Here is a 17071-nt window from a genome sequence, read left to right as displayed (position 1 = left end):
GAAGCAGCAGACATGAGCAAAGAGAGTATCCAGGAAGTTGTCCAGAAGAGCCTCGAGGACTATTTCAATGACCTGGGCGAGCAAAAGCCGACGAATATCTACGACATGATGGTGATGACCGTGGAGAAGCCGATCCTCGAAGTGGTCATGACGCGCGCCGACGGCAACCAGTCGCACGCGGCCCAGATGTTGGGCATCAACCGCAATACCTTGCGCAAGAAACTGCAAGAGCACGGACTGCTCTAACGCTTGCCGGCACACGTGGCCGTGCGCGGGCGCGGCCAATACGGCGTGCCCGAATTCCGCACAGAATTTCCATCAACAACGGCCACTCCCATGATCAAACAAGCCCTTATTTCCGTCTCCGACAAGACCGGCGTGCTCGATTTCGCCCGTGCGCTTTCCGCGCTCGGCGTGAACATCCTGTCCACCGGCGGCACCGCCAAACTGCTGCAAGACAATGGCGTGCCGGTGACGGAAGTTGCCGACTACACCGGTTTCCCGGAAATGCTCGACGGCCGCGTCAAGACGCTGCACCCGAAGGTCCACGGCGGCATCCTCGCGCGCCGCGATTTCCCGGAGCACGTGTCCAAGCTCGAAGAGTACGGCATTCCGCAGATCGACATGGTCGTGGTCAACCTGTATCCCTTCCAGCAGACCGTCGCCAAGGATGACTGCTCGCTGGAAGACGCGATCGAGAACATCGACATCGGCGGCCCGACCATGCTGCGTTCGGCCGCGAAGAACCACAAGGACGTGGTCGTGATCGTCGACCCGGCCGACTACGGTGTGGTGCTGGCGGAAATGAAAGGCACCGGCGCCGCGGCCGGCGCGGTCGGCTACGACACCAAGTTCCGCCTGGCCAAGAAAGTCTTCGCGCATACCGCCCAATACGACGGCGCCATCACCAACTACCTGACCAGCCTGGGCGAAGACAAGGCGCACGCGACCCGTTCGTCCTACCCGCAGACGATCAACATGTCCTTCGAGAAGGTCCAGGACATGCGCTACGGCGAGAACCCGCACCAGGGCGCCGCCTTCTACCGCGACATCGTCGCTGTCGAGGGCGCGCTGGCGAACTACCGCCAGCTGCAGGGCAAAGAACTGTCTTACAACAACATCGCCGACGCCGACGCGGCCTGGGAGTGCGTGAAGTCGCTGGGCGGCTTCGAGCAGCCGGCCGGTTGCGTCATCGTCAAGCACGCCAATCCGTGCGGCGTGGCGATCGGCGCCGACGCGCTCGACGCCTACACCCGCGCGCTGCAGACCGACCCGACCTCGGCCTTCGGCGGCATCATCGCCTTCAACGTCGAAGTCGACGGCCGCGCGGCCGAGGCGCTGGCCAAGCTGTTCGTCGAAGTGCTGATCGCACCATCCTTTACGGAAGAAGCGCGCCGGATCATGTCGGCCAAGCAGAACGTGCGCCTGCTGGAAATCCCGCTGGGCGCGGGCCAGAACGCCTACGACGTGAAACGCGTCGGCGGCGGCCTGCTGGTGCAGTCGCCGGACGCGAAGAACGTCGGCCTCGGCGAACTGCGCGTGGTCACCAAGAAGCAGCCGACCCAGCAGCAATTGCAGGACCTGATGTTCGCCTGGCGCGTCGCCAAGTTCGTCAAGTCGAACGCCATCGTCTTCTGCGGCAACGGCATGACCCTGGGCGTCGGCGCCGGCCAGATGAGCCGCATCGATTCGGCCCGCATCGCCTCGATCAAGGCGCAGAACGCCGGCCTGTCCCTTAGCGGTTCGGCGGTGGCCTCGGACGCCTTCTTCCCGTTCCGCGACGGCCTGGACGTCGTCGTGGATGCCGGCGCGACCTGTGTCATCCACCCGGGCGGCTCGATGCGCGACCAGGAAGTGATCGACGCGGCGGACGAGCGTGGCGTGGTGATGCTGTACACCGGTACCCGTCACTTCCGTCACTGATCCGACTGTCTCCATGCCGGCGACTGCACATGTCGCCGGCGTGAGTGCGTGGCCGGCGGCGGACCGCCGCTGCCGGCCGCGGAAATAGCCGGGCGCCCACTGCCGACACGCGGCAGTGCCGGCGCGCCGGTCAATGCCCGGTTTCCCGGTAGGCGCTGAACACCTGTTCCATGAAATCCACCACGGCCCGGACGCGCGCGCTCGTACGCAGGCCGCCATGCATCGACAGCCAGATCTCCTGATCCAGTTCCGGAATATGGGGAAGCACGGCGTGCAGATCCTGTGCGTCGCCTGCAAGAAAGGTCGCCAGCACACCCAGGCCGGCGCCGTGGCTGACGCCATCGAGGATCCCGAGTCCGTAGCTGCACTTCATCCACGGCGCCGGCGCGCCGGGCAGGGCGCGCAGCCAGCGGTCGGACTGGAACTCGGCGCGCGGCTCGTCGAACCCCACGAAGGGCAGCTTGGCCCAGTCCCGGTTCGCCAGGGCAGCCGCATGGCGCTGCGCCACATCCCGACTGCAATACAGCCCGAAGGCCAGGGTACCGATCCGGCGGGTGACGAGGTCGAGCTGTTCAGGGCGGTAAGGCCGGATCGCGATGTCCGCTTCCCGGCGCGTCAGGTTGTAAGGCCGGTGCGAGGTAATGATTTCCACCTCGATGTTGGGGTAGGCGTCATGAAAGCGCGCAAACCGGGTCGTCAGGAAATACGAAAGCCACTCGTCGGTATTGATCCGCACCAGGCCCGATGCGGCATGCGCATCCTGGCGATCCCGGCTGCGCTCGACGTCCAACGCAATCTCGCTCATCTGGTCGGCCAGCGCGATGACATCGCTACCGAAGGCCGTCGGCATACAACCGCCCTGGAAACGCTCGACGAGCTTGTGCCCGACCGCGTTTTCGAGCTCGTCGAGCCGGCGCGACAGCGTCGCCGGGCTGACGCCCGCCTTCCTGGCCGCGCGCCGCAGGGTTCCTTCCTGCGCGATGAGCAGCAGCAAGCGCAGGTCATCCCAATTCAGGTGTTTCATATTTGAAGCATACTGTCTCGATTTTGCCTATATGCATAGATTTATGAAGTATGGGATCATGCCGGCGAAACGTCAAACGGGTGGCACGCACCCGCACAGCTACAAGAAAGAAAAGTTACATGCGTACATTCCGCGAGCGCGTTTGCCATGCGCTCCTGTTCGAGGCCGTGGCCCTGGCCATCTTCATTCCCGGTTCCGCCCTGGTCTTCAACCAGCCGATGCAGCACATGGGCGTGATCGGCGTCGTATCAGCGACAATCGCCACGCTCTGGAACTTCGTATTCAACGTCATGTTCGACCGCGCCATGCTGCGCCTGCGCGGCAGCGTCCAGAAAACGATGGCGATCCGGGTCGCCCATACCTTCCTGTTCGAAGCGGGACTGGTGGTCATGCTGATCCCGATGATCGCCTGGTATCTCGGCATCGGCCTATGGGCAGCGCTGCTGATGGATATCGCCATCGTGATTTTCTACCTGGTGTATGGCTTCCTTTTCAACATCGCGTACGATCGCGTGTTTCCGGTGAGGGCAGCGCCGCTGGCGCGATAAACCGGCGCGCGCTGGCGCTCCAGCGCTGGCCACGAAGCGGCGTTTATGTGGCATCCTGCTGGTGACGTCCTGGATTTTTTGTTGCCCTGCTGCCACTATTCAACGTTCCGCGTGGGCACTTCGTTATTGAGGCCCCCAGCCTCGATAACCCCACCCCACTGTGTTTTTCTACAGTATTTTTCCCACGAACCTTGCTGGCCGGTATAACATTCGATAATGATTATTCTCGGCATCGACCCTGGCTTGCGCACGACCGGCTTTGGCGTCATCGAAAAGCAGGGCAGCAAATTGCGCTACATCGCCTCGGGCACCATCAAGACCGGTCTTGAAGGGGCATTGCCGCCGCGCCTGAAGATCATCCTGAATGGCGTGCGCGAGATCGTCGCCACCTACCAGCCGAGCTGCGCCGCCATCGAGAAGGTCTTCGTCAACGTCAATCCGCAATCGACCCTGCTGCTGGGCCAGGCCAGGGGCGCGGCGATCAGCGCCCTGGTCGGCGCCGACCTGGAGGTGGCGGAATACTCGCCGACCCAGATCAAGCAGGCCGTGGTCGGCACCGGCAAGGCCGCCAAGCCGCAGGTGCAGGACATGGTCTCGCGCCTGCTGACGCTGCCCGGCCTGCCGGGCTCGGACGCCGCCGACGCGCTCGGGGTTGCCATTTGCCACGCGAACAGCCACGATACGCTGGCGCTGATCGGTTCGCTCGGCCCGCAACTGGCCGGCCTGCGCATGAAACGCGGCCGCCTCGTCTAACCAAGAACACCGTAAGAACAAAGGTCAACCATGATTGGTCGCATCTCCGGAATCCTGCTGGAAAAGACTCCGCCGCAACTGCTGGTGGACTGCAACGGCGTCGGCTATGAAATCGACGTGCCGATGAGCACCTATTACAACCTGCCGCACACGGGCGAGCGCGTCGTGCTGTTCACGCACCAGGCGATCCGCGAGGATGCCCACCTGCTGTTCGGCTTCGGCACGGCCAGCGAGCGCGCGCTGTTCCGCCAGTTGATCAAGATTACCGGCGTCGGCGCGCGCACCGCGCTGGGCATCCTGTCGGGCATGTCGGTGAACGACCTGGCCCAGGCCGTGACGCTGCAGGAGCCGGGCCGCCTGGTCAAGATTCCGGGCATCGGCAAGAAGACCGCCGAGCGCCTGCTGCTGGAACTGAAGGGCAAGCTCGGCGCCGACATCGGCGTGGTCGGCGGCGGCGCGCCGCGCGACGATACCCAGGCCGACGTGATGAACGCACTGCTGGCATTGGGGTATTCTGACAAGGAAGCGCTGGTCGCGACCAAGAACCTGCCGGAAGGCGCCAGCGTGTCCGACGGCATCAAGTTCGCCCTGAAGGCCTTGTCCAAGGCTTAAGGACTGAGCCGCCCTAACTCGAGATTCAAGCAATGAGCATCCAGACCGACAACTTCACCGAGCAGCGGGTCATCGACGCGGCGCCGGCCTCGCCCAACGAGGAGGCGATCGAACGCGCCTTGCGCCCGAAACAGCTGGACGAATACGTCGGCCAGGCCAAGATCCGCGACCAGCTCGAAATCTTCATCTCCGCAGCGAGGAAGCGCCGCGAGGCGCTCGACCACACCCTGCTGTTCGGCCCGCCGGGCCTCGGTAAAACCACGCTGGCCCACATCATCGCGCGCGAAATGGGCGTCAACCTGCGCCAGACCTCCGGCCCGGTGCTGGAGCGTCCGGGCGACCTGGCGGCCATTCTTACCAACCTCGAGCCGAACGACGTGCTGTTCATCGACGAGATCCACCGCTTGTCGCCGGTGGTCGAGGAGATCCTGTACCCGGCGCTGGAGGACTACCAGATCGACATCGTGATCGGCGAGGGCCCGGCCGCGCGTTCCGTGAAGCTCGACCTGCAGCCCTTCACCCTGGTCGGCGCCACCACCCGCGCGGGCATGTTGACGAACCCCTTGCGCGACCGTTTCGGCATCGTCGCGCGCCTCGAGTTCTACAACGTCGACGAGCTGACCAAGATCGTCACCCGCAGCGCCCACCTGCTGGAAGCGCCGATCAACGAGGAAGGCGCGCGCGAAGTGGCGATGCGCGCGCGCGGCACGCCGCGTATCGCCAACCGCCTGCTGCGCCGCGTGCGCGACTACGCGGAAGTGAAGGGCACGGGCGAGATCACCAAGGACATGGCCGACCGCGCCCTGAAGATGCTCGACGTCGACTCGGTCGGCTTCGACGTCATGGACCGCAAACTGCTGGAAGCGGTGCTGTTCAAGTTCAATGGCGGCCCGGTCGGCATCGGCAACCTGGCCGCGGCGATCGGCGAGGCGGCCGACACCATCGAGGACGTGCTCGAACCCTACCTGATCCAGCAGGGCTACCTGCAGCGCACGCCGCGCGGGCGCATCGCCACGCCCGCCGCCTACCAGCACTTCGGCGTCGCCGCGCCGCGCATCAGCCCCACCGGCGACCTCTGGGACAATCTGCGGTGACAACGCCCCCGATGCAGATCTGGGTCGACGCCGACGCCTGCCCCGGCGTCATCAAGGACATCCTGTTCCGGGTGGCCGAGCGCACGCAGATCCCCGTGACGCTGGTGGCCAACCAGCTGCTGCGCGTGCCCGGCTCGAAGTTCATCCGCGCACTGCAGGTGCCGGGCGGCTTCGACGTCGCCGATGCGGAGATCGTCGCGCGCCTGCAGCCGGGCGACCTGGTCGTGACCGGCGACATTCCGCTCGCGGCGCAAGTGCTGGAGAAGGGCGGTTACGCCCTGAACCCGCGCGGCGAGTTCTACACCAAGGACACGATCGCCCAGCAACTGACCATGCGCGCCTTCATGGAAGAGCTGCGCAGCAGCGGCGTCGACACCGGCGGCCCGTCCGCCTTCAGCCAGGCCGACCGCCAGAACTTTGCCAACGCCCTCGACCGGCACCTGGCCCGCCAGCGTCCGCGCGCATGACATTTGTCACCTGAAAGTGGTGGCACTTGCGTCTGGCGACGCAGCCGCCGCTCTTCCATACTCGGCTCATCCAACCACCTGGAGAGACCGAGATGAAACCGACTACCCTGAAACTCCTGCTGCTGTGCGCCGCCATCGGCGCCAGCCCCGCCGCGCTCGCTGGCGCCACCCTGGTCCAGGACGTGCGCGTATTCGACGGCAAGGCCGTCCATGAGCGCCGCTCGGTGCTGTTCGAGAACGGCGTCATCGCCGACGCCGATTTCCGCGGCCCGGCGCCGCAGGGCGCGCGCGTCGTCGCCGGCGCCGGACGCACGCTGCTGCCGGGCCTGATCGACGCCCACACCCACGTCTTCCGCTGGCAGGAATTGCCGGTGCTGTTCGGCGTGACGACCCAGGTCGACATGTTCACCGACCTCAAGCTGATGAAACAGGCCAAGCAGGAAATGGCGCAGGGCAGCCGGCATGATCACGCCGACCTGTTCTCGGCCGGGACGCTGGTCACCGCGCCGCGTGGCCACGGCACCCAGTTCGGCCTCGCCATCCCCACCATCACCGGGCCGGAACAGGCGCAGGACTTCGTGGATGCCCGCATCGCCGAAGGCTCGGACTTCATCAAGGTCGTGATGGAAAGCGGCTACGGTTTTCCCTCGCTCGACCTGGCCACCGCCAGGGCGGTGATCGACGCCGCCCACAAGCGCGGCAAGCTGGCCGTCGTCCACATCGGCAACGAGAAGGATGCGCGGGCGGTGCTGGAAGCGGGCGCCGACGGCCTGGTGCACCTGTATCCAGGGGAGTCCGGCGACGCCGAGGGCCTGGCGCGCCTGGCCGCCAGCCGCGGCGCCTTCGTGATCCCGACCTTCACGGTACTGGAGAGCATGGCCGGCTGGCGCGGCGACGACCTGCTTGCCGACGCCAGCCTGGCCGGCCTGCTCGACAAGGATGCCCAGGCGCCGCTGAAGGCACGCTACGGCAACAAGGAGCGCGCGGCGATGCTGGTGGCGCCGAAGCAGGTGACGGCGGCGCTGGTCAAGGCCGGCGTGCCGGTGCTGGCCGGAACCGACGCCGGCAACCCCGGCACCCAGTACGGCATCAGCATGCACCGCGAACTGAAGGCGCTGGTGGAAGCGGGCCTCACGCCAGTGCAGGCGCTGGCGGCGGCGACCAGCGAACCCGCGCGCGTCTTCAAGCTGGGCCGGCGCGGCCGCATCGAGAAAGGCTACAAGGCCGACCTGCTGCTGGTGGACGGCAATCCGGCGGCCGACATCCTGGCCACGCGCCGGATCGTCGAGGTCTGGAAGGACGGCGAAAGCGCGAACGGCCTGCGCGAGGGCCAGCGCCAGGCCATCGTCAAGGCGGCGCAGGAGAAGAGCAAGGGGCCCGCCCTGCCGCCCGACGGCCGCATCAGCCGCTTCAGCGACAAGGCGCTGGCCAGCCCCTTCGGCATGGGCTGGGGGCCGTCGACCGACAGCTTCATCGGCGGCAAATCGACCGTCGCGCTGGCGACCGGCGCGGCGCTGGCCGACGGCCAGGTGCCGCTCGCGATCAGCGCCAAGGTGGCGCCGGGCCTGCCCTACGCCTGGTCCGGCGTGGCTTTCATGCCGGGCGCGCAGCCGATGCAGTCGGTCGACCTCAGCGCCGTCAAGGCGGTGCGCTTCAAGGTGCGCGGCGACGGCAAGACCTACCAGATGATCGCGATGTCGCAGGGCGTGCAGATCCCGGGCGCGAAGTCCTTCACCGCGGGACCGGAGTGGACCGAAGTGACCGTTCCTTTTAGCGAGCTCAAAGGCATCGATCCGGCCAACGTCACCATGTTAGGATTCAACGCCGGTCCGCAGCCGGGCGACTACCGCTTCGAGCTCGCCGACGTGCGCCTGCTGGCCCAATAACCATAATCGGCACAAGAGCGATGAACACGATCAGGCAAGGATGGAAGAGACTCTGGGCGGGACCGTGGGTGCCGCCCGAGCAGGGCAGGATGCCGTACTTCTGGCTGCTCAGCCTCGGCTACATGTTCTGGAAGTACGCCTATGTGACGCCGGGCGCCCTCGAGGCGGCGCTGCTGGCGTTGACCCTCGCGGTTTTCATTCCGCTGTACTGCGCCAGCTTCTGGGCGCGCGGCTGGCAGGTGGGCACCTGCATGCTGGCGGGCTGCCTGATCGGCGTCGCCTGGGTGCGCTGGAACATCGGCGCGGCCACCTTCTTCATCTTCGCCTGCGCCATGGCCGCCGGCTTTACCAGCATGCGGCGCGCCATGCTGGCGATGGTCGGGGTGATCCTGCTCGGCCTGCTGGCCTCGCTGCTAGTCGAAGGGGGGCAGATGCGCTTCCTGTTCCTGATGCCGATCCTCACCATCAGCCTGCCGGTGGGCCTGGGCTCCATCATGGATGCGCGCCTGCGCCGTTCGCGCCAGGAGTTGCTGCGCAAGCAGGAAGAGGTCGAGCACATGGCCACCATCGCCGAACGCGAACGCATCTCGCGCGACCTGCACGATTTGCTGGGCCACTCGCTGTCGCTGATCGCCCTGAAGGCCGAACTGGCGGGCAAGCTGGCCGAACGCGATACGGAAAGCACCCGCGCCGCCTGCCGGCGCGAGATCGCCGACATCGAAGCGGCGGCCCGCCAGGCGCTGGCCGAGGTGCGCACGGCGGTGACCGGCTACCGCGAGAGCGGCCTGGCCCATGCCCTGGCCAGCGCGCGCGCCAGCCTGGCGGCGGCCGACGTGGAACTGTGCGAGCGGGTCGAGCGGGTCGAACTGGCGCCGGCCGCGGAGCACGTGGTGGCGCTGGCCCTGCGCGAGGCCGTCACCAACGTGGTGCGCCATGCCGGCGCGCGCCGCTGCACGCTGTCGCTGGCCCTGGAGGAGAACGAGGCGGTGCTGCGCGTCAGCGACGATGGCGAGCGCCTGCGCAGCGCGAGCGCGCTGCGCCATGGGAACGGCCTGAGCGGCATGCAGGAGCGGGCGGCCGCGCTGGGCGGTCGGCTGGCCCTGGCGGTCGGCGCCGGGCTGGCGCTGGAGCTGCGCGTGCCGGCGGGAGCGGGCGCATGATCCGCATCCTGCTGGCCGAGGACCAGGGCCTGGTGCGCGGCGCCCTGGCGGCGCTGCTGGGGCTGGAACCCGACCTGGCGGTGGTCGCCACCGCCGCCGACGGCGTCGAGGCGCTGGCGCTGTGCGAGCAGCATGCACCCGACATCGTCCTGACCGACATCGAGATGCCGCGCATGACCGGGCTGGAACTGGCCGCGCAACTGGCGGCGCGCGGCGCACCGGGCAAGGTCATGATCGTCACCACCTTCGGGCGCAGCGGCTACCTGCGGCGCGCGCTGGCGGCCGGCGTGCGCGGCTTCCTGCTGAAGGATGCGCCGGCCGACGCCCTGGCGGCGGCGATCCGCACCGTGCATGGCGGCGGGCGCGCGATCGCGCCCGAGCTGGCCCTGGAAAGCTGGAGCGGCGCCCAGGATCCGCTCACGGAACGCGAACGGCAAGTGCTGCGCCTGGCGGGCGAGGGCGCCAGCAGCGCCGACATCGCGCGCCAGATCCACCTGTCGGAGGGAACGGTGCGCAACTACCTGTCGGAGGCGATCAGCAAGCTGAACGCTGGCAACCGGGTCGAGGCCTACCGTCTCGCACGCGACGCCGGCTGGCTGTAGGAGCGCCTGATAAAGACCCCATGGCGGCGTTGCATTGTCTCGCTGTACGCTCGTACTGTCTTCGACAATGCGCCGGATGGCCGTATCCCTTGCCCTGGGGACTTTCTCAGGCGCTCCAAGACGCCCTCTTTTCCTGCAAACCGCCGAGCGATGCGCCATGCATCTTGCTTAGATGGCATTATTCGTCGGAACGATTTGGAGGGCGACAATGGCGTGGTGGGAACAAAGCTGGCTGACGATACAACAGGAATTTTCCGACCTGGGTAATCCGGACGACATCACGCGCATCGTGGTGCGCCTGATGGTGGCCCTGGCCCTCGGCGCCGTGCTCGGCTACGAGCGCGAGTCGGTCGGCGCCTCGGCCGGCCTGCGCACCCACATGCTGGTGTCGCTCGGTTCGGCCCTGTTCGTGCTGATCCCGCTGCAAGCCGGCATGAAGATCGAGGACCTGTCGCGCGTGCTGCAGGGCATTACCGCCGGCATCGGCTTCCTCGGGGCCGGCGCCATCCTGAAGCAGACCGAGAAGAACGACATCCGGGGATTGACCACGGCCGCCAGCGTCTGGCTGACCTCGGCCGTCGGCATCGCCGCCGGCATGGGACGCGAAGCCACCGCCGTGGTGAGCGCCATGTTCGGCCTGGTGGTGCTGTCCATCCTGCGCGCCGAGAAGAAATGAGGCCGTCCCCGCGGCCCGGCTTGCTGGCGCCGCGCAAGCGGGCGCCGCGTCGCCTTAGTGGCTCACGCTCTTCGAAAACAGGTTAATCACCAGCACCCCCGCAATGATCAGTCCCAGGCCGAGCAGGGCCGGCAGGTCCAGGCTCTGCTTGTAGACGATCCAGCTGACGATCGAGATCAGCACGATCCCGACCCCCGACCAGATCGCGTAGGCGATCCCGGTCGGCAGCACCTTCAGGCTGAAGGTCAGCAGGTAGAAGGATGCCGCATAGCAGACGACGGTCAGCAGGCTGGGCCATAGCCGGGTGAAATTCTCGGTGGCTTTCAGCGCCGTGGTGCCGATCACCTCGACGACGATGGCGAGGGCGAGGAAGAGGTAGCTCTGGGTCAGGGTCATGGGCATTGCGAATAAAAAAGCGGCCCGCAGGCCGCTTCGGTGGAAAGTCGCGGGCTTATTGCTGCTCGCGGTGCCAGATCTGCGAACGGCCGAACATCGGCGCGCCGATGTAGCCGCGCACCTCGAGCTTCTGGCCGCCGTCGCGCAGCGTCGCCTTGCTCTTGTAGACCTTGCCCTTGGCAGGATCGAGGATCTCGCCGCCGGTGTACTCGTTGCCGTCCTTCTTGAGGCCCGACACGATGGTCATGCCGACGATCGGCTGGTTCTTGCGCGAATCGGTGCAGGCCACGCATTTCGGGTTCTGCTCCTCGTTCGGCTCGCGGAACAGCTTTTCGATCTTGCCTTCCAGCGCGCCGTTTTGCTCGGTGATGCGCACCAGCGCCTTCGGCTTGCCGGTTTCGTCGTCGATCGTTTTCCACAGCCCGATCGGCGAAGCGGTCTGCGCCCACGCGGCGGGCATCGCGAACATCATGGCAATCAGGCTTGCCTGCATCAATTTACGCATCTGGTGTCTCCTGGATTCATTATTGATAGCGCAGAGTGTAGCAAACAGTCTTCTCGACGGGGAAAGCGAATTGTGAGGAAATATTCCAATTGCCGTCCCCGGCATGCTGCAGGACCGATGAAAAAACGCGGCCCGAGGCCGCGTTCCGAACGATCGGCCTGGCCGGATCAGGCCGGCAGCTTGGCCAGCTGTTCGCACATCTTGTCGAGCGTCGCGCTGAAGTTGGCCAGGCGTTCCTTCTCCTGCGCCACCACGGCGGCCGGCGCGCGCGCAACAAAACTTTCGCTCGACAGCTTGCCGCTGGCCTTCGCGATCTCGCCCTCGACGCGCGCGATCTCCTTCGACAGGCGCTCGCGCTCGGCCTTGACGTCGATCTCGACCTTCAGCATCAGCTTGGTGGTGCCGACGATCGACACCGCGGCCGGCGATTCCGGCAGCGCGTCGACGATTTGCACCTCGGCCAGCTTGCCCAGCGAAGCGATGTAGGGCGCGAACAGGGCCATGTTGGCGCGGTCGCCCTCGTTGCCCGGCTCGACGATCAGCGGCACGCGCACCGACGGCGCGATCTTCATCTCGCCACGCAGGTTGCGCGTCGCGTTGGTCAGGTCCTTCAGCTGGGCCATCCAGGCTTCGGCGTCCTCACTGATCGCATCCGGGTTGGCGACCGGGTAGGGCTGCAGCATGATGCTGTCACCGGTCTTGCCGGCCAGTGGCGCGACCGCCTGCCACAGCGCCTCGGTCACGAACGGGATCACCGGATGCGCCAGGCGCAGGATCACTTCCAGCACGCGCAGCAGGGTGTGGCGGGTGGCGCGCTGCTGCGCCTCGGTGCCCTGCTGGACCTGGACCTTGGCCACTTCCAGGTACCAGTCGCAGTACTCGTCCCAGACGAACTTGTAGATGGCGCTGGCGATGTTGTCGAAGCGGTAGTCCTCGAAGCCTTTCGCCACTTCCTGCTCGGCGCGGTTCATCAGCGAGATGATCCACTTATCGGCCTGCGACAAATCGGCCGCATCCGGCGCACCGCAGTCCTTGCCTTCGGTGTTCATCATCACGAAGCGCGTCGCATTCCACAGCTTGTTGCAGAAGTTGCGGTAGCCTTCGGCGCGGCCGAGGTCGAAGTTGATGTTGCGGCCCAGCGAAGCGTAGCTCGCCATCGTGAAGCGCACGGCGTCGGTGCCGAAGGCCGGAATCCCGGTCGGGAATTCCTTGCGGGTGGCCTTGGCGATCTTCTCGGCGTCGCGCGGGTTCATCAGGCCGGTGGTGCGCTTGGCAACCAGGGTCTCGACGTCGATGCCGTCGATCAGGTCGATCGGATCGAGGGTGTTGCCCTTCGACTTCGACATCTTCTGGCCCTGCGAGTCGCGCACCAGGCCGTGCACGTAGACGGTCTCGAACGGCACCTTGCCCGTGAAGTGCGCGGTCATCATGACCATGCGCGCGACCCAGAAGAAGATGATGTCGAAGCCGGTCACCAGGACGGAGGACGGCAGGAACATCTTCATGTCCGGCGTCTCTTCCGGCCAGCCCATGGTCGAGAAGGGCACCAGGGCCGACGAGAACCAGGTATCGAGCACGTCGTCGTCGCGGCGCAGCTCGCCCGTGACGCCCTGCGCCGCGGCCTTGGCCTTCGCTTCTTCCTCGGTACGGGCAACGACGATCTCGCCGTTCTCGCCGTACCAGGCCGGGATGCGGTGGCCCCACCACAGCTGGCGCGAGATGCACCAGTCCTGGATGTTGCCCAGCCACTGGTTGTAGGTCGTGGTCCAGTTCTCCGGCACGAACTTGATCTCGCCGCTGGCGACCTTTTCCAGCGCCACTTCGGTGATCGACTTGCCCGGATTGAAGGTGCCTTCCGGCGCCGGTTTCGTCATGGCGACGAACCACTGGTCGGTCAGCATCGGCTCAATGACGACGCCGGTGCGGTCGCCGCGCGGCACCATCAGCTTGTGCGGCTTGACCTGCTCGAGGAAGCCCTGCGCTTCCAGGTCGGCGACGATCTGCTTGCGCGCGGCGAAGCGGTCCAGGCCCTGGTACTGGCCAGGTGCGTTCTCGTTGATCTTCGCGTCCAGCGTGAAGATGTTGATCGGCTCCAGGCCGGCGCGCTGGCCGACGGCGTAGTCGTTGAAGTCGTGGGCCGGGGTGATCTTCACGCAGCCGGTGCCGAATTCCTTGTCGACGTAGCTGTCGGCGATGATCGGCACTTCGCGGCCGGTCAGCGGGAGTTTGAGGAGCTTGCCGTGCAGGTGGGCGTAGCGCTCGTCGGTCGGATCGACGGCCACGGCGACGTCGCCCAGCATGGTCTCGGGACGGGTGGTGGCGACCGTCAGCTCGCCCGAGCCGTCGGCCAGCGGGTACTTGATGTACCACATCGAGCCGTCTTCCTCTTCCGACACCACTTCGAGGTCGGACACGGCCGTGCCCAGTTTCGGGTCCCAGTTGACCAGGCGCTTGCCGCGGTAGATCAGGCCCTGCTCGTACAGGCGCACGAAGACTTCGGCGACGACCTTCGAACGGGTCTCGTCCATGGTGAAGTATTCGCGCTGCCAGTCGGCGGAGGCGCCCATGCGGCGCATCTGGCCGGTGATGGTGTTGCCCGACTTTTCCTTCCACTCCCAGACCTTCTTGATGAATTCGTCGCGGCCGAGGTCGTGGCGCGAGATCTTCTGGGCGTCGAGCTGGCGCTCGACGACGATCTGGGTGGCGATGCCGGCGTGGTCGGTGCCCGGCACCCAGGCGGTGTTATAGCCGCGCATGCGGTAGTAGCGCGTCAGGCCATCCATCACGGTCTGGTTGAACGCGTGGCCCATGTGCAGCGTGCCCGTCACGTTCGGCGGCGGCAGCTGGATGCTGAACGACGGCTTGTCGGCATCGAGGGTGGCGGCGAAGTAACCGCGCTGCTCCCACTCGGTGCGCCAGTATTGTTCGATGTCGGCTGGCTCGAAAGACTTGGCTAATTCCATGATTTGATGGCGTTTTGATTGGCGAAAAGGGTCATTATAGAGGAGGAGGGCGGGGCTGCGCGTGGGCCGTGACGGGATTTTCGGTCGGGATCGTGGCGCTGTTGCGTGTGATGTAATGGTCTCGCGGCGTCCGCGTGGGCACAGGTGCCCACCCTACGGGACACGCTGCGTATCCGGGTTTCGTATGAACTCGCCGTTTGCGGTGACCGTAGGGTGGGCCGGGCCGCGCTAGGCACCCGTGCCCACGCGGACGCAACACACCAATACCGGCACACGCAACAGCGCCACAACCCCACGCCCACCCATCCCGCATATCCCGCAAATTTTTCTTGCCAACGCCACAACACGGGCTATAATCCGCCCGCTGCCACAAGGCAGCAACGCTAGGGGTCCTGCCATCGAAACGATGCGCGGGTGAGAAATACCCTCTGAACCTGATCTGGATAATGCCAGCGAAGGGAAGCTTCCGAGATGCCGCGGTCGTGCGCCTGCACGCGCCTGCACCACTCTCCGCCTCCTTTGCTGGCTCCTCACGCAAAGGAGCCACATGAACGCCCCATTCAAATTCGACGCCACCACCGCCCGGGTGGACAGCGCCGCCATCGCACCCTTCCCGAAGTCGACTAAGGTCTACATCGAGGGCAGCCGCCCCGACATCCGCGTGCCGATGCGCGCCGTCGCGCAAAGCGATACCCCGGCCAGCTTCGGCGGCGAGACCAATCCGCCGGTCTTCGTCTACGACACCTCCGGTCCCTACACCGACCCGGCGGCCAGCATCGACATCCGGCGCGGCCTGCCGGCCCTGCGCCGCGCCTGGATCGAGGAGCGCGGCGACACCGAGGAACTGCCGGGACCGAGCTCGCGCTACGGCCAGGAGCGCCTGGAAGACCGCGGCCTGGACGCGCTGCGCTTCGAGCTGACGCGCAAGCCGCGCCGCGCGAAAGCGGGCGCGAACGTCACCCAGATGCACTACGCGCGCCAAGGCATCGTCACACCCGAGATGGAATTCATCGCCCTGCGCGAGAACCTGCGCCGCAAGGAGTACCTGGCTTCGCTGGAAGCATCCGGCCCGATGGGCAAGCGCACTGCCGAACTGCTCGGGCGCCAGCATCCGGGCCAGTCCTTCGGCGCGTCCATTCCGCCTGAAATCACGCCGGAATTCGTGCGCGAGGAAGTGGCGCGCGGACGCGCCATCATCCCGGCGAACATCAACCACCCTGAGAGCGAGCCGATGATCATCGGCCGCAATTTCCTGATCAAGATCAACGCCAACATCGGCAACTCGGCCGTCACGTCCTCGATCGGCGAGGAAGTCGAGAAGATGACCTGGGCGATTCGCTGGGGCGCCGACAACGTGATGGACCTCTCGACCGGCAAGCACATCCACGAGACGCGCGAATGGATCATCCGCAACAGCCCGGTCCCGATCGGCACCGTGCCGATCTACCAGGCGCTGGAAAAGGTCAACGGCAAGGCCGAGGACCTGACCTGGGAGATCTACCGCGACACCCTGATCGAACAGGCCGAGCAGGGCGTCGACTACTTCACCATCCACGCCGGCGTGCGCCTGGCCTTCGTGCCGATGACGGCCAAGCGCCTGACGGGGATCGTCTCGCGCGGCGGCTCGATCATGGCCAAATGGTGCCTGGCCCATCACCGGGAATCCTTCCTCTACACGCATTTCGAAGAGATTTGCGCCATCATGAAGCAGTACGACGTCGCCTTCAGCCTGGGCGACGGCCTGCGCCCCGGCTCGATCTACGACGCCAACGACGAAGCCCAGCTTGCCGAACTGAAGACGCTCGGCGAACTCACGCAGATCGCCTGGAAGCACGACGTCCAGGTGATGATCGAGGGCCCGGGCCACGTGCCGCTGCACATGATTCGCGAGAACATGACGCTGCAACTGGAACAGTGCCACGAGGCGCCGTTCTACACGCTGGGACCGCTCACCACCGACATCGCGCCCGGCTACGACCACATCACATCAAGCATCGGCGCCGCCCACATCGGCTGGTACGGCACCGCCATGCTGTGCTACGTCACGCCGAAAGAACACCTGGGCCTGCCCGACAAGGAGGACGTCAAGGACGGCATCATCACCTACAAGATCGCGGCCCACGCCGCCGACCTGGCCAAGGGCCACCCGGGCGCCCAGGTCCGCGACAACGCCTTGTCGAAGGCACGCTTCGAGTTCCGCTGGGAAGACCAGTTCAACCTCGGCCTCGACCCGGACAAGGCGCGCGCCTTCCACGACGAGACCCTGCCGAAGGAGTCGAGCAAGGTCGCCCACTTCTGCTCGATGTGCGGCCCGCATTTCTGCTCGATGAAGATCACGCAAGAGGTGCGCGAGTACGCCGCGGCCAAGGGCGTCGGCGACGACCAGGCCCTGGCCAAGGGGATGCAGGAAAAGGCGATCGAGTTCGTGCGCGGCGGCGCAAAGCTGTACCGCGAGGTGTGAG

16 protein-coding genes and 1 riboswitch are annotated in these 17071 nt (G+C 66.2%); of the genes, 12 read left to right on the top strand and 4 right to left on the bottom strand.

Going from position 1 to position 17071, the window contains the following annotated elements:
- The first annotated feature begins 12 nt into the window (after positions 1–12).
- Both RT688_RS08225 and purH read left to right on the top strand, forming a co-directional pair.
- Positions 13–246, top strand: coding sequence for a helix-turn-helix domain-containing protein (locus RT688_RS08225; protein WP_056338842.1), 234 nt, complete (start codon positions 13–15; stop codon positions 244–246).
- A 90-nt stretch (positions 247–336) separates the two neighbouring features.
- Positions 337–1923, top strand: a complete 1587-nt coding sequence (gene purH, locus RT688_RS08220) for a bifunctional phosphoribosylaminoimidazolecarboxamide formyltransferase/IMP cyclohydrolase (protein WP_313704361.1) — start codon at positions 337–339, stop codon at positions 1921–1923.
- Between the two features lie 130 nt (positions 1924–2053).
- Here purH and RT688_RS08215 read toward each other — a convergent pair whose 3' ends face one another.
- On the bottom strand, positions 2054–2947 hold the full coding sequence (locus tag RT688_RS08215) for a LysR family transcriptional regulator (protein ID WP_313704360.1): 894 nt from the start codon (positions 2945–2947) through the stop codon (positions 2054–2056).
- 119 nt (positions 2948–3066) lie between these two features.
- Here RT688_RS08215 and RT688_RS08210 point away from each other — a divergent pair, with 119 nt between their 5' ends.
- The 9 genes from RT688_RS08210 (at position 3067) to RT688_RS08170 (ending at position 10745) form a co-directional block, all read left to right on the top strand.
- Positions 3067–3495 carry a PACE efflux transporter gene (locus RT688_RS08210; protein WP_313704359.1) on the top strand — a complete coding sequence of 143 codons (429 nt, stop codon included), beginning with the start codon at positions 3067–3069 and terminating at the stop codon, positions 3493–3495.
- 216 nt (positions 3496–3711) lie between these two features.
- On the top strand, positions 3712–4248 hold the full coding sequence (gene ruvC / locus RT688_RS08205; protein ID WP_313704358.1) for a crossover junction endodeoxyribonuclease RuvC: 537 nt from the start codon (positions 3712–3714) through the stop codon (positions 4246–4248).
- 30 nt (positions 4249–4278) lie between these two features.
- Positions 4279–4860 (top strand): Holliday junction branch migration protein RuvA, encoded by a 582-nt coding sequence (gene ruvA / locus RT688_RS08200; RefSeq protein WP_312548191.1) that lies wholly within the window; start codon positions 4279–4281, stop codon positions 4858–4860.
- Positions 4861–4892: 32 nt separating this feature from the next.
- Entirely contained in the window at positions 4893–5954 is a 1062-nt protein-coding gene (gene ruvB, locus RT688_RS08195) for a Holliday junction branch migration DNA helicase RuvB (RefSeq protein ID WP_313704357.1), read from the top strand.
- A gap of 11 nt (positions 5955–5965) precedes the next feature.
- Positions 5966–6421: a YaiI/YqxD family protein gene (locus RT688_RS08190; RefSeq protein ID WP_313704448.1), complete on the top strand. Its 456-nt coding sequence runs from the start codon at positions 5966–5968 to the stop codon at positions 6419–6421.
- A 92-nt stretch (positions 6422–6513) separates the two neighbouring features.
- Positions 6514–8307: a CIA30 family protein gene (locus tag RT688_RS08185; protein ID WP_313704355.1), complete on the top strand. Its 1794-nt coding sequence runs from the start codon at positions 6514–6516 to the stop codon at positions 8305–8307.
- 20 nt (positions 8308–8327) lie between these two features.
- The gene (locus RT688_RS08180; RefSeq protein ID WP_313704354.1) at positions 8328–9467 is read left to right on the top strand and encodes a sensor histidine kinase; all 1140 of its coding nucleotides are present in this window, start codon (positions 8328–8330) and stop codon (positions 9465–9467) included.
- Positions 9464–10069 carry a response regulator transcription factor gene (locus tag RT688_RS08175; protein ID WP_313704353.1) on the top strand — a complete coding sequence of 202 codons (606 nt, stop codon included), beginning with the start codon at positions 9464–9466 and terminating at the stop codon, positions 10067–10069. Before RT688_RS08180 ends, RT688_RS08175 begins: the two co-directional genes overlap by 4 nt.
- Before the next feature lie 208 nt (positions 10070–10277).
- Entirely contained in the window at positions 10278–10745 is a 468-nt protein-coding gene (locus tag RT688_RS08170; RefSeq protein WP_313704352.1) for an MgtC/SapB family protein, read from the top strand.
- 54 nt (positions 10746–10799) lie between these two features.
- On the opposite strand, the gene RT688_RS08165 is transcribed toward RT688_RS08170, so the two are convergent.
- From RT688_RS08165 to RT688_RS08155, 3 genes are all read right to left on the bottom strand, one after another.
- Complete coding sequence (locus tag RT688_RS08165) at positions 10800–11141, bottom strand: SMR family transporter (RefSeq protein ID WP_313704350.1); 342 nt, start codon at positions 11139–11141, stop codon at positions 10800–10802.
- A gap of 55 nt (positions 11142–11196) precedes the next feature.
- Entirely contained in the window at positions 11197–11646 is a 450-nt protein-coding gene (locus tag RT688_RS08160; RefSeq protein ID WP_313704349.1) for a DUF2147 domain-containing protein, read from the bottom strand.
- Positions 11647–11813: 167 nt separating this feature from the next.
- Complete coding sequence (locus RT688_RS08155; protein WP_313704348.1) at positions 11814–14609, bottom strand: valine--tRNA ligase; 2796 nt, start codon at positions 14607–14609, stop codon at positions 11814–11816.
- A 375-nt stretch (positions 14610–14984) separates the two neighbouring features.
- Positions 14985–15087: riboswitch (TPP riboswitch) on the top strand.
- Positions 15088–15156: 69 nt separating this feature from the next.
- Between RT688_RS08155 and thiC the strand changes: the two genes are divergently transcribed.
- Positions 15157–17070 carry a phosphomethylpyrimidine synthase ThiC gene (thiC, locus tag RT688_RS08150; protein ID WP_313704347.1) on the top strand — a complete coding sequence of 638 codons (1914 nt, stop codon included), beginning with the start codon at positions 15157–15159 and terminating at the stop codon, positions 17068–17070.
- Position 17071 lies beyond the last annotated feature (1 nt).

Origin of the sequence: Massilia sp. (genome assembly GCF_032106685.1) — a bacterium.
Lineage (GTDB): Bacteria > Pseudomonadota > Gammaproteobacteria > Burkholderiales > Burkholderiaceae_D > Telluria.
This window is presented reverse-complemented; position numbering and strand designations above follow the sequence as displayed.